8 protein-coding genes are annotated in these 13300 nt (G+C 56.7%); 3 read left to right on the top strand and 5 right to left on the bottom strand.

The features are described from left to right. Window positions 1-174 precede the first annotated feature (174 nt). The 5 genes from ACTHUY_RS07160 to ACTHUY_RS07140 form a co-directional block, all read right to left on the bottom strand. A complete protein-coding gene (locus ACTHUY_RS07160; protein ID WP_441675249.1) occupies window positions 175-1245 on the bottom strand; it encodes a glycosyltransferase family 4 protein in 1071 nt (356 codons plus the stop codon). Continuing rightward, complete coding sequence (locus ACTHUY_RS07155) at window positions 1242-1895, bottom strand: hypothetical protein (protein ID WP_441655435.1); 654 nt, start codon at window positions 1893-1895, stop codon at window positions 1242-1244. The genes ACTHUY_RS07160 and ACTHUY_RS07155 overlap by 4 nt, the downstream gene beginning before the upstream one ends. Further along, the gene (locus tag ACTHUY_RS07150; protein ID WP_441675250.1) at window positions 1892-3844 is read right to left on the bottom strand and encodes a glycosyltransferase family 2 protein; all 1953 of its coding nucleotides are present in this window, start codon (window positions 3842-3844) and stop codon (window positions 1892-1894) included. Before ACTHUY_RS07150 ends, ACTHUY_RS07155 begins: the two co-directional genes overlap by 4 nt. After that, window positions 3841-4344, bottom strand: a complete 504-nt coding sequence (locus ACTHUY_RS07145; RefSeq protein ID WP_441655437.1) for a hypothetical protein — start codon at window positions 4342-4344, stop codon at window positions 3841-3843. The genes ACTHUY_RS07150 and ACTHUY_RS07145 overlap by 4 nt, the downstream gene beginning before the upstream one ends. Before the next feature lie 104 nt (window positions 4345-4448). Continuing rightward, window positions 4449-7697 carry a glycosyltransferase gene (locus ACTHUY_RS07140; RefSeq protein ID WP_441675251.1) on the bottom strand — a complete coding sequence of 1083 codons (3249 nt, stop codon included), beginning with the start codon at window positions 7695-7697 and terminating at the stop codon, window positions 4449-4451. A 659-nt stretch (window positions 7698-8356) separates the two neighbouring features. Between ACTHUY_RS07140 and wecC the strand changes: the two genes are divergently transcribed. From wecC to ACTHUY_RS07125, 3 genes are read left to right on the top strand one after another with little or no spacing between them, the layout of a single operon-like run. Continuing rightward, window positions 8357-9610, top strand: coding sequence for a UDP-N-acetyl-D-mannosamine dehydrogenase (wecC, locus tag ACTHUY_RS07135; protein WP_441655439.1), 1254 nt, complete (start codon window positions 8357-8359; stop codon window positions 9608-9610). 36 nt (window positions 9611-9646) lie between these two features. Then, window positions 9647-11779 (top strand): glycosyltransferase family protein, encoded by a 2133-nt coding sequence (locus ACTHUY_RS07130; protein ID WP_441655440.1) that lies wholly within the window; start codon window positions 9647-9649, stop codon window positions 11777-11779. 8 nt (window positions 11780-11787) lie between these two features. After that, window positions 11788-13296 carry a hypothetical protein gene (locus ACTHUY_RS07125; RefSeq protein WP_441675252.1) on the top strand — a complete coding sequence of 503 codons (1509 nt, stop codon included), beginning with the start codon at window positions 11788-11790 and terminating at the stop codon, window positions 13294-13296. Window positions 13297-13300 lie beyond the last annotated feature (4 nt).

Genomic DNA, 13300 nt, shown 5'->3' with positions numbered 1-13300 from the left:
CCGTTTCATGCCACGACGCGCAAAACGCCCGCTACACACTCAATTATGAAGAGCCGTAAAACCCTCCGATTGACGAGGGAAGTGCCCTGTCTGAGGTGTTGCCACATGCAACAGGGACCCAGATCCGCAACGAAGCCATGCAGAGGCCCGGCGATGAAAGGTTACCGCCTGGGATCAGACCAGGCGTGCGAGTAGGTTCTCGAAGCTCTCGATCATGGATTCAGCCGTATAACCCTGGCGGACCCATTCTCGTCCCTGGGCTGCTAGTTGCGCGTACGAGCCTGGATTCAGGAGAAGACTCAGGTCGGCGGTGGACTCAAAACCTTGCGGCGTAAAATAGTCGCCAAAGTTCGAGTCGGCGATCGCGTCGACGTGTGATGAGACGAAGAGGCCAACGTACTCACGTGCGCCTACGCCGATGACGGGCGTTCCAACGGCAAGGCTGTGAAGAGCAGTTCGGCCCGCGGTTAGTGACACGGTCGAATGCTCGAGCTCAGCGAGCATGTCCGGAAGACTCAGCCAGCCCGATAGTCGGTAGGTAAAGCCGCTATTTCGTTCACTCAGTTCACGCAGGCGTGAATTGAAATATCCGCGTCCGCTACCGTCCCCCATGATTGTTGCGTGAACGCGCTCAACACCCTGATCAGAAAGCTGTGTCACGAGATTGTCGAGCGCTTCGAGCTGCTTAAGCTTATCGATATCGAGGCGTGACGCCATGGCGATCCGCAAGACGCCTTCTTCCATCTTGTCCTCGAAGCTAACACCCGGGCGTGCTAGCTCGGACTCCGGGACGCCGTTAGGGATAACGGCGACTTGTTCGAGCGGGACGCCACCGATTTGATGGACCATCTTTGCCAGCAACCCTGTGACTGCGACCAGGGCACCGGCTTCGTCCTTCCAGGACTGCACGTAGTCAGAATAGACCCCGTGGAATGTGGCAACGAAGGGAATCCCGGTCTCGTGAGACAGGTATTGGCTGACTTCACGTGACCTCATGGGAGAGGAGACGATGACGTCCCAACCGCTCTCCTGAACCCAACCAAGGCATTCGGACAGATCGCTCTCGGCAAGATCGGAACGGAGCCCCCGGGCACCAGCTTCCTTTGCTTCGTCGATGAGCCGCTGAGTGGGTGCAATCACCCCGACGGTATGCCCCTTGCTGGCAAGGCCCTGGATCAGGGTGAGAGCCCACTCCTGCACACCACCCCAGGACGACACGGTGTGCACGATAACCAGGATTCTCACTGCCCGAACCCCGCAGTCAGGTTGAGCTGCTTCAGGGTACTTTCGATCCGATCGTCGAAGTCAATGACTGGTACATCGTCCCGGAGATTCAGGTGCGTCATTTGCAGAGCGGGGGTGAAGCAACTGGCGATGGCGATTGCCCCGAGTGCTTCCGAGCCTTCACCGTGCAGTCTCCTCGCCTCCATAACAGCATTCGTCGTCACCGCGATATCGAAAAGGGTGGCCAGAGTTCCATTGAACTGGTCGAGCGGCAGGACCTGGAGAACGGAATCGTTGGTTTCCCGCCGCTCCATGCTCAAACTCCGCGTTGTTACCTCAAGGACTCGAGCAGTTTCGGGAAGGAGCTCTTGCGTGGGGGAGAAAACAGCTGACCCCTCATTCTCCGCCACTGTGAAAGGCTGGCCCCAAATCTGTTCGGCAACGCTCCGAGTATCCTCACTGATTACAAGGTTCGTGCTCACGGGACTGTCGAGCCTCGGACCGAACATCATGAGGCTTGACCAGAAGATGCGATCCGGGTCGAGGAGCGCGATTCTCGGGGGACGGGAAAGCAGGACCTCGCCAACGGGTAGTGCTCGACCGTCCTGCTCGGTCAGCAGTTTCATCGAAAGATTGCCGTGGGTCGCTACTGCACATTCAATCCTGGTCATTCGATCTCAGCTCCGATCATCGCCATCAACTCTGTTACCGGAACGTCCTTTGACACCAAGATATTGGGGGAAGCGATAGCTAGCCTTTCGGCTGTTGCCGTCGCTTCCCGAGCGCTACCAACTGGGACAAGTGCAGTCCATGCCTCGGTTCCGTCAAAGGTGCGAAGGTAAAGACTTGCACAACCAACGTCCGTGAAATTCGGACGAGTCGGTACATCGCCGACAAGAACCGTCGCCATTCCCATTGTCCTTTGAAGGTCCCGTAGTTGAAGCGAAACCCACTGCCGGGCCACATGCTCGAGGTCGTCAGCGGTTGACGCTTGGACTGGTTCAACGGAGTACCCGTTGAAAGCGAGATCGGCCAATGCGTCATCTGAGGGCCGCATGAGCCATGCTCGTTCGCGGACCACTTTGCCGCGATAGTCCGCTTCCGATCCGAGAATGATTTCTTGGTCGTACGTCGTGAGAATTCCGAGCTTTGAAGCGAGCGGACCGGTCACCATGATCGCCTGGGACTGCTCCTGTCCGGGAAGATACTGGGTGAAGTTCTTCTCGAGATTCGCACGCTCAGCGACCTGCGCCCACGGATGTCGCTCCTTAACACGGTGAACAGCAGTGCACTCCGCTTCCGTGGTCGTCCCCGTGATCGCAAATTGCCGGGTTAGCAGTGCGCCGAGCTTCTGGTTCTTTACATCGACGGCGCTAACCTGCTCGGGGTGGATCCTGCGGAGGACAACGGCCTTGCCTACGTGCTTCCAGCGGATCCCGAGAAGCGCCGTACGGGTGGCAAGGTTGTGGTCGACAGCGCTCGTCAGCCTTGTGTCGTACCGGAGCTCACGAATGATCCACGTGGGGATTAGCCAGGTGGGGTGCCCGGTTGCCTGGCTCGTTACCGAAAGCACATCAAGATTGAAGTCTTCCTTTGTGACGTGCATGATCATGTCGCCCGTGACGTTATCGAAGTTCACCCACGCTCCGTAGCTAGCAATCGCATTGTCGTGGAGTGCTTTGAGTCCAAGCTCTAGCCGGTTGGGAAGCATGAGGTCATCGGAGTCGTGCACGGCCGTAAAGTATCCGCGAGCTTGGTCCGCACCGAAGTTGCGTGCCGCGGCAATGCCGCCGTGCTCCCGCCAGAAGTATCTCACTCGCGGATCGCCGATAGATTCAACTATCTGCTGAGAGTCATCGCTACCACCGTCGGCGACGATAAGAATCTCGAAATCCTGGAATGTTTGCAGTCGAACGGAGTTAATCGCTTCTTTCAGGTAGGCCGAACGATTGCGGGTGGCGATAACAACCGAAACCAGGGGAGGAGCTCCTAGGGGCTTCTGGTTCCAGTGGGGGAGATGGGCGATGAGATCGACGCGCTCCGAAGGCTTGTGGTCAGAATCGTCGTGACGGTTTTCCTCATGCTCGATGGGTTCCGCAGCGGGTCCAATGAGTGTGCAGGCAGTGCGACCAAGGTTGGCTTCCCAGCCAAGCAACTGGCAACGTAACGCAAACTCAGCCAGTGCCCTATCGAAGTTCTTGATAGCGGGATTGAAGCCCTGCACTACGCAGTACGCCTCTACTCGCAGAGCAAATGCCGTTGCCGTCTTTTCTTCATGCTCGGAGGCAGAAACATTGTCCGTCGTCTGAAAACTGCCGCCGAGAAGTGCGGACCTGGGACCCAGGCTGTTGCCGACAGTGAGGGATGTAGGCCAAGGGCCTTCGCAGACAGCAACCCATTCGCTTGTCACGTACTGCATTGCGAGCGAGAATCGGTCGGTTCTTGGGGTGGTGGGATCCACGAGAATCCAGCTGACCTCTGGTACAAATCCTTCGGACTCGGTCTTCTGATCAGTTCTGGCGATAAGAAAAATGTCACCAATGCTGGGGAGGGATAGGTTCTCGGGCAAAGAAGCATCCCGGACTTGGGAAATATCGAGGAGCAGGCTCATTGAGGTCATGCCAGGTCCAGCCATCCTGCTACTTGCCGTCCGCTTTCTGTTGATGCGTGCCAGGGAATCCGGCTCGGTACGTCGTTCTCACGTGCGGTCTTTTGCCAGTCGACAATGCTGATCTCGACTGTTCTGACCGGCTTTGAAAATGTCAGGGGCTCAAGAACATGTGAGGCATCGTTATCGAGCCCGAGCACGTACTGGTAGTGGTTCTCGACGATTCCTGAATATGGCCACGACACGACCGTGGGTGTTTGGCCGAATGCATCCTTCGCGTCCCGCACCGTGAGGATCCAGGTTTTTTCCGGCGGCCGCCATGTGCTTGGCAAGATCAGGTAGATCTCATTCGCTTCGATTGGAAGCTTGATTGTTCCCGTGCGCTCGTGTCGCTTTGGAGGGGTCTTCTCTTCGACCGGAGGGGGCGTGGAAGTAAGTCCGACTGCGCGCAGAATCTTCCGCCACGACTGACGAGCCATACGGCGGCCCCCTTCCTCTTTGTTTATGGTCATACTCAAGATTCAACGGTTTGCTCACGTTTTCCGCCGTGAACTCTCACCATCGTGATCGTAAGTCACATTACTGGTTAAATCCTGTGATCGGGAGCGTGAAACCCTTACAACTTCATGCGACGTTCCCAATCTTCGATATCGGTAACGAGTTGCCGGGCTCGTGCGTCAAAGGTGTGATTGTCGATAACCTTCTGTGATGCCTCGCGGCGTCGAGCTTCTGCTTGTCCATGATCCTGCGCGATCGACTCTTCGACGAATCGGCGGATGTCGTCCGGTGTGCGATAGACGAGGACTTCCTCGCCAAACAACTTATCGAGATCCTTGACGTTGTCGGAGATCACTCGACAGCCGCTCGCCACGGCATCGAAGATCCGATTCTGGACAAAACCTTCCCGTGCCATGAGATCCCAGTGATCTGCTAGCACGAAGCGAGCATCCCGATAAACATCGGCAAGCCGGTCATTTACAATGTAGGGGCCGCCAATCATCTCGGAGGGAACTACACCTTCCCAGCCGGGGCCATAAACCTTAAGGCGTACGCCTGATTCCACGGCATCGACCACCGACTTTCGATTGCGCTTAGCAAAATTACCGCCGACAAAAACCAGATCATTCGTGTGTGATGCTGGTGGATCTGCGTAAAAGAAACGGGTTGCGTCAGTAGCCTGTAGCAACGGACGGACGTCAATTCCGTATTCTTTGGTTGCCCACTCGGCCCAGGCGTGAGAGGCGGCGTAGACGAGGTCGAAGCCCGCGAGCTCATCGGCCGACACTTTGTCGGGATGGCTAATGATCCACAGAATATTGGTTGCTCCCGGAATCGGAACGGTGCGGTGCAGTCCGCGGACAACGAGCGAGACATCATCGAGTACTCCGCTTGCGGAAGCGTGCGCTCCGTGCCGCAGCGTGACGACTTCCTGGTCGAGTTGTCTCAGGCTCGCCGCAAACGAGTTGATGAAATGTGTATCTCCCCATTCGTCGGCGCGCACGCCTGGATCAGCTGGGTTCTTGATCGACCAGCGTCTGGGGGATCCGGCCTTACGTCCAAGCGTGACAGCTGCGGTGGGAACTTCCGGCTTGAGGAGGCTACTATCAGGGCCGACCCGAACGGCTTCAAACGTCGAAGTCGAGAAAAGGTCAAGATCAGTAGCGGGCAGCTCGTTTCGCCACGTTTCCATGAACACTCGCCCGTCAAGGACCAGTTGCTGATCGCTACTGTTTTGATTTCCTTTCAGGTGCGCCATGGCAACGCTCGGGACTGTACGGAAACCACCCGGCCTCAGCTTCGCGGCTCGCAAAGTAAGATCTATGTCGTGCATAGCACTCACGTATGAGGCATCAAAGCCGTGGAGAGCACGGAAGTCAACCGCCCTCATGAGAAGCCCCGTGGCGGATGCTGCGGCGAAAGCATGGTCGGTACTGTAGCGAGCATCCTCCACTGGGTGCCCCTCGAGGAACTGCAGGGGGAGGGTGCCCGGTGCAACCCAAGCAGCACCGGCGGAGTGAATCGTGTCGTCCCGTTTTAGGATGACGGGATTCACGCCTGCAATGCTGTCATCGCGAAGCTTGTTAACAAGGTCAGCGATCGTTCCGCTTCTCATGCGCGTCTTATGATCGACGAAAAGCAAGAACTCCCCGGACGACTCGAAGTAGCCGTAGTTATTTCCTATGGAGTTGTAGAAATTTCGGGCAAGCCGGATGAGCCGTATGTTGTCGCGGCAGGAGAAGTACTGGATATAACGGCGGGCGTGCCGCTCAGTCGATCCACCATCAACAACGATTACTTCTATATCGTCATACCGACAGTTATCAAGGATCGATTCGACGGCGTCGATTGTGCTTTGACTGTTTTCATAGGCAGGCAGAATGACAGATACTCGGCCGGGAACCCGCTCATTGGCCTCGTCCCGCTCCCAGTCGAAGATGTTCTTCGCGAGGACAACTCCCTGCCATCTGCTGGACTCCTTGACCGTAATTCGGTCCGGCTGAATCATCGAATGATCGTAGTTGCAACCAATGAACGGGAAGAGAACCGGTGTCGTCATGGTCATGAGCCTCATGACCAGATCGAAATCCACCCAGCGCTTGATTGTTTCGTCGAATCCGCCTGCTCTTCGAATAAGGTCGGCGCTGATGACCATGACATTCATGTCGATGTGATTGCGGATGAGAAGATCCTCAATTCCGCCTTCGTAAGCCATGTATTGAACATCATCCGGGGTGTTTCCAACAAGCCGGTTACCGGAGTATGCCCAGTCGATATTTTGGGACAGCATCCCGCGGATCATGAGCTCGAGGTAGTCCGGTGTCCAGGTATTGTCCGAATCGAGAAATGCGATGTAGTCACCGGTTGCCCTAGCCAGTCCGGAATTGCGGGCGGCTGAAACTCCCGAGCCGGTGTTCGTCAAGACGGTGATGCGAGCGTCGATGTTCGCAAGCTCTGTGAGGACCTCCGGGGTTTCATCCGTCGAGAGATCATCGACGATGAGCAATTCCCAGTTGTCGTAAGACTGCTCCCGTATCGATGCCACAGCATCCCGTACGAGGACGGGACGGTTCTTGACCGGCAAGACAACCGAGACGCGTGGCCGCAACGTCTCTGGGGAGCTGAGAATGGTTTCCTTCCACGCGGCTTCGCCCGCGTGATCCCAGGTTCTGGTGAGTCGGGGACGATTGACACGCTGCTCATCGAACAGGGCCTGGAATTGGTTCGTGACGGCATCCGCATACGATTGGGCGGTTACGCCGTGGAGCGGGGAATGTGCCGGGACTGAAAGAAGCGTCGAGGAGTCCATCCGATCCAGGAACTGCCGCAGGGGGGAGACTGGGCTTTCGGGGTCACTCGACACGAAGCTGGGGAAAAAGGCTGGGCCGAGACTATTCGACTTCTGTGAACCAAGGTAATCAAGAACAGGAAGTATCTGCCCACGCCGGATTTGATCCTGGATTTCTTGCGGGAACGTGTGGAAGTCAATAAATGGATTTGGTGGCGTCAGCTTTTGAAGGTAGTACGTGAGGTAATGTGCGGCCGCCAAATGAACTGAGTCAAAGCTCTTACCGCTCAGCCGTTCATAGAAGGTTTGCGAAAAGATGTGGGCCTCAACAAGTGCCTTTGCTCGGGGGTGATCCTTCCACGTGGGGGACGGTTGCCGAGTAACTTTTGTCCCACCGGCCGCATCGAGCTGGCGACGGACCCGATTGACCTGACTGATGAGCCTCCTAGCCCACTGGCGGGAAAGAATGAGGAGAATAACCGAAGAGCAGAGGGTAACTGCTACCACAATTGGAACCACGACCTGCGGTTTCCAGACACCTAAGGCAGCGACGAGCCCGATAACCACCAGTGAAGCCACCGCCCCCAGCATCGTGACTGACCGTCGGTTTCCGCGCGCTCGGGAGCTCACACATTGCCCTTTCATCATCCGACATACTTCCAGGCTCAACTGTATCTTGAACTTGCCGATTCCATGATTAAGTAGCCCCCATGTTCACGCCCCAAAGATTCCACGGTCACATGTTGGCAGGTGGCTCAGTTGGCTCCCCTCGGGGCACGGCCTAACCGCATAAACCAAGAGACCGAGAAGTAACTCCGGTGACGACACAGGCTTCCTCGGAAGCTCCTTCGCTTTGCGCACGGGCCCATTCATCGCCCGGAAATGGAGTTGTGCACAGGTAGGCCATACCTTGATTTATGTACTCTCTTTGAAGGTTCCCGAGAGGACCGGTTACTAGGTGTTACGATTTACGCGTTACAAAAAGGTTAACTAACGAGCCTTGGGTGGCGGAAGCGTGCCCTCCCTTGGCAAAGCAAAGGCGATATTTTGACAGCTGATTTCCTGTTTCAGGAGATAGGTACGACTGGCAGGTGCTCCGGAATAGTACACACTGACTTTGCCCAGCTGTCGACGAGCGATTGTGGCAACCCGGTTCGCGCAACGGACTGTATGTTTCCCTGGACTGCTACCATGATTCGCTTGATCGCTTCTCTTCCTCGTCAACGAAAGGCCTCGCAATGACGGCAACATCCACATTTCAGAGCGTCTGTGTCATCGGCCTGGGATATATCGGCCTCCCGACCGCAGCGTTTGTGGCTTCCAAGGGCATCAACGTTATCGGCGTCGACGTCAATGAAAAGTTCGTCAACCGGGTTAATGCTGGGGAGGTCCCGTTCTTTGAGCCGGACTTTGCGGAAACACTCGTTGATGTCGTTGGTAGGGGCCTGCTGACGGCGACGACCGAGACCCCGGCCGCAGACGCCTACATCGTGGCGGTGCCGACCCCTTTCAATGACAAGCACGAGCTTGACCCGTCGTACATCAAGTCCGCTGCGGAAGGCATCGCCGACAAACTGTCCGGTGGTGAACTCGTCGTTCTGGAGTCGACCTCCCCGCCCGGAACGACGGAGAAGCTCGCCGATTACCTGATCTCCCTGCGTCCCGACCTCACGCTAGAGGATGGTCAGCCGAACTCGCTTTACTTTGCGCACTGTCCAGAGCGCGTCCTGCCGGGACGCATCATGGTCGAGCTCGCGTCGAATGATCGAATGATCGGTGGTCTCACGCCGCACGGAACCGAGATGGCGAGGGAGCTTTACGCAACGTTCTGCACTGGTGAGCTCCTCCTGACGGATGCGAAGACGGCGGAGATGGCGAAACTGACGGAGAACTCCTTTAGGGACGTCAACATTGCGTTCGCGAACGAGCTCTCTGTCATCTGCGACAAGCTCGGAATTGATGTCTGGGAGCTCATCGAGCTCGCCAACCACCACCCACGGGTGAACATCCTCCAGCCCGGCCCCGGAGTGGGGGGACACTGCATCGCGGTGGACCCCTGGTTTATCGTGGCTGCGGCTCCCGAAGAGGCAAAGATCATTAAGGCTGCCCGCAACATCAACGACGCGAAGCCCGGCTACGTCATCGACAAGGTGCTTGCCAAGGCGTACCGCATCAAGAACCCGACTATCGCTGCGCTTGGCATCGCCTTTAAGCCCGACATCGATGACCTGCGCGAGTCGCCGTCGCTGTCAATCGTCGAGCGGCTGGCCGGTGAACTTGAAGAAGGCGATATTCGTGTTGTTGAACCTCATGTCTCCGAACTACCGTCGCGCCTTGCGCAGTTCTCGAACGTACGGTTGCAGGGCACCCTCGAGGCCATCAACGAGGCCGACATCGTTCTGGTCTTGGTTGACCACACAAAGTTCAAGTCGATTGATCGTGCGTTGTTGGAAGAGAAGATCGTTATTGACACCAAGGGCCTGTGGCGCTGAGCCGACCGCGCTGAACTTACCTAAGAAAGGCATGTCGTGAACAACATCGTCCGCACGCTCAAGTCAAAGCGAGGACTGCTCTACACGGGGCTGGTTGGCCTTGCGACCCTGATCGCTATCATCGTTGTCGCTATTGCTGGCCACGCAGAGCTGATCGCGGCAACGCTCCTGATCGGCCTCATCGGATGGTTGATCCTCATCGCTCTCGAGCTTGTCCGCATCGGCGTGGAGACGGTTCGCAAGGACATGCGACAGACCAAGCAACAAGTCGGCAAGATTGATTACCGCGTTGGCAACATAGCCCAGGATACGCGCAATACCGCGGGCTCGGTCGGTAAGGCCGTTCCTATGATCCGTACCGTCCACGAGGCTGCCGTGCACATGTATGCATCCGGCTTCGACGGTGAGGACGTGGGGGATTCCGGTGCTGGAATGTCGGCGCGCCCGTTCCTTGACACGAAGATGATCCCCGAAAGCACCATGCCGGATGTTGCTCCGAAGCGCACGACGAAGGCCATGGTCATCGCCGATGAATTTACCCTCGCCGCATTTGCTCCCGAGTGGATTCAGTTGACTCCGACCCCGGACACCTGGAAGCAGATCATTGACGACGAGAACCCGGATCTCTTCTTCATTGAGAGCGCCTGGGAAGGTAACGACGGATCGTGGCGCTACCACCTCGTCGGAACCTCTGCTCCTCGACCGGCGGTCGTCGACGCTATTGCTTACGCAAAGTCGAAGAACATTCCTGTCGTGTTCTGGAACAAGGAAGATCCGCCGCACTTCGAGGACTTCCTCGATGTCGCAAAACTTGCCGACTACGTTTTTACGACCGATGGGGATCTGATTCCCGAGTACATGAAGCGCCTGGGCCACGATCGTATCGGCCTGCTGCCCTTTGCCGCGCAACCGCTCATTCACAATCCCGTGAAGGTCAGCCGTTTCGGCAGGGCACGGAACATTGCCTTCGGTGGCATGTATTTCCGGGACAAGTATCCCGAGCGCCGGGCACAGATGGACTACCTTCTTCCTGCCGCGCACGACTTCGGGCTGGAAATCTTCTCCCGCCAGCTTGGCAAGGATCCCGCCTACCAGTTCCCGGCTCCCTACGACTCGGCCGTTGTTGGCTCTCTTGCCTACCCGCAGATGATCACGGCCTACAAGCTCTACAAGGCTGTTCTGAACGTCAACTCGGTCGTGACCTCGTCAACGATGTGTGCCAGGCGAATCTTTGAGGCCACCGCGTGCGGTACGGCAGTGGTTACACCCCCGAGCCCAGCAATCGACCACTTCTTTGGCGATACTCTGTCCGTCGTATCCGATCAGGACGAGGCGACCAGGGCGATTCGCCTTCTCACGCGCTCGTCGGAGTACCGCGACCGCAAGGTCCACGAGGCGCAGCGAATCGTGTGGGAGAAGAACACCTACTCCCACCGTGTCGATACGATCCTCGAAACAATCGGACAAGACGTTCAGGATGTTAGGGGCACCGTCTCCGTCTTCATCTCGACAAATGTGCCCGGTTCCGCCGCATATATTTCCGAGAACCTGCTCCGACAGGTCCGTCAGCCAGAGGAAGTTGTCATTGTCAGCCACGGTTTCGACTTCGATGAGAGCGAATTCGATGCTGTTCGCGAAGCAGGCATTATCGTCAAGCTGATCTATACGGCTCCGGAGAGTTCGCTCGGCCAGAACCTCAACCTTGCGATTGAGAACACGACGGGGGATGTGCTTGTGCGCATGGATGATGATGACTGGTACGGCAAGAACTATGTCCGGGACCAGCTACATGCCCTCGACTTCTCGGGAGCAACCCTTGTCGGTAAGGCTGCGAGCTACATTTATTTCGAGTCAACGGACTCCACCGTCCTCACCTATCCGCAAAAGGAAAACAAGATCGACGATTTTGTTCGCGGCGCGACTTTCGTAGCCAAGCGGGAGGTCTTCCTCAAGTACCCGTTTAGTGATCAGAGCCTAGGGGAGGACTCGGCTCTCCTCCAGCAGATCCGCGCTGATGGTGGGAAGATCTATAGCACCGACCGGTTCAACTTCATTGTGAATCGTTGGGAGGACAAGGGACGCCACACCTGGTCCGTTGCCGACGAAGAGCTGTTCTCCACCGGGATCCTCCAGTACATGGGGAACGCTCAAGACCAGCTGGAGGTCTAGTAGCTACCATGACAAGCCCTTCAGATAATACGCTCCAGCAGGCATGGGACCGCTACCACGCACGCCATAAGCGGTCTGCCACGGTTGCCGACAAGTACAGGTACGAGAACACCTTCGCCAAGGGATACATTCTCGCGAACGGCGTCATCGGAGACTACGTACCCGAGAGCTGGACCCGAGTGAAACTGGAGCGGGGCTACAACCTTGCAATGGCGCCAGACCTTGCACACTCGTACCTCTCGGAATCAAACTGTTCTACTCTCGTTCTCGGTCACGCCTTTCACAAGAAGTCCGGCAGCACAAAGACGGCGGAGACGGTTGCGGTGCTACATGAAAAACTCGTGGCAGACCGTAACTTCGACTCGTTCGAAAAGACTGTTCTCGACACCAGCGGACGCTACGTTGCCATAGCAATACGTGGAAGCGAAGCCAGGGTGTATACCGATCCCATGGCAACTTTGACCTGCTTCTGGGGCCAAACCGGGCGTTGGAAGAGGACCACCTACCTAGCTTCGCATTCGGCGCTGATTGCTCATGCGACCGGCAACACCGAGGTAACTGAAAACCGCTGGATCATGCGGCATCCAGATTACTCAAATCCCGGTGGTAAGACGCTCCCGGCACTCATTGCACCGCACGATTGCACCACAGAAGTGATCGCGAATTGTCATTTGAGTATTCAAGGCTCGAAGGTCACCCACGTACGGTATTTCCCAAAGCACGAACTAGAATCCTTGAGTCTCGACGAGGCGACCGATGTTTTCATGGACGAGATGCGGTTCAACATGGAAGCATGGCTTGGCGTCGCCGATCATTCTTATCTGGCTCTCACTGCGGGGCAGGACTCGCGCGCAATTCTCTCAGCCAGTTTGGATCTTCTGAATCACAAGAGCGAAGACGTCACCCTCATGACGTACCATTTCTTTAAGAAGGGCGCCGCAACCACAGCGACCGACCTTTTGAAAGCGAACCAGATGGCGTTGGATGCTGGGCTCAGGTTCAAGGTGATTGATATTGATGGAGTGGCGAAGGAAGTCGGCCCACTCTACAACGCAACCTTCCCAGCGTGGGCACGATTCCCGACGCTCACTTCCTCTTTCTATGAGCAATTGCAGGCAGACTCCGCGTTGTTTATTGGTGTCGGCGGTGAAATTGGAACCGTGTTCTTCACGGGTCGAGAACAGTCGACAATCACACCCGAGTGGCTCGCGAAAAAGTACGCATATTCGAAGGTCTCAGAAGACCCGGAGCTCATCAAGAAGTTTCAGGACTACATCGAGTACACACAGTTCACGGATGACCGGCTCCACGGATACGATCTGCACGACTTGTTCTACTGGGAGCACCGGCTGACGAAGTGGGCGGGAGCTTCCTACGCAGAATACGATCTTGCGGCAATCGTGGCACTGCCGTTCAACTCCCGCCGACTCATCCTCGCCATGCTGTCCCTGCCGTATGAGCAGCGAGTGGGCCGGGCTATTTATGCCGAAGTTGTGAAGCGGTCGGGAATTAAGTAGCTTA

Origin of the sequence: Flaviflexus sp., assembly GCF_052087705.1 — a bacterium.
Lineage (GTDB): Bacteria > Actinomycetota > Actinomycetes > Actinomycetales > Actinomycetaceae > Flaviflexus > Flaviflexus ciconiae.
This window is presented reverse-complemented; position numbering and strand designations above follow the sequence as displayed.

What these genes read in the sequence shown, in the direction of transcription:
- ACTHUY_RS07155 (WP_441655435.1), bottom strand. Translation starts at nt 1,895, where the DNA reads ATGACCAGGATTGAATGTGCAGTAGCGACCCACGGCAATCTTTCGATG.
- wecC (WP_441655439.1), top strand. Translation starts at nt 8,357, where the DNA reads ATGACGGCAACATCCACATTTCAGAGCGTCTGTGTCATCGGCCTGGGA.
- ACTHUY_RS07145 (WP_441655437.1), bottom strand. Translation starts at nt 4,344, where the DNA reads ATGACCATAAACAAAGAGGAAGGGGGCCGCCGTATGGCTCGTCAGTCG.
- ACTHUY_RS07150 (WP_441675250.1), bottom strand. Translation starts at nt 3,844, where the DNA reads ATGACCTCAATGAGCCTGCTCCTCGATATTTCCCAAGTCCGGGATGCT.
- ACTHUY_RS07125 (WP_441675252.1), top strand. Translation starts at nt 11,788, where the DNA reads ATGACAAGCCCTTCAGATAATACGCTCCAGCAGGCATGGGACCGCTAC.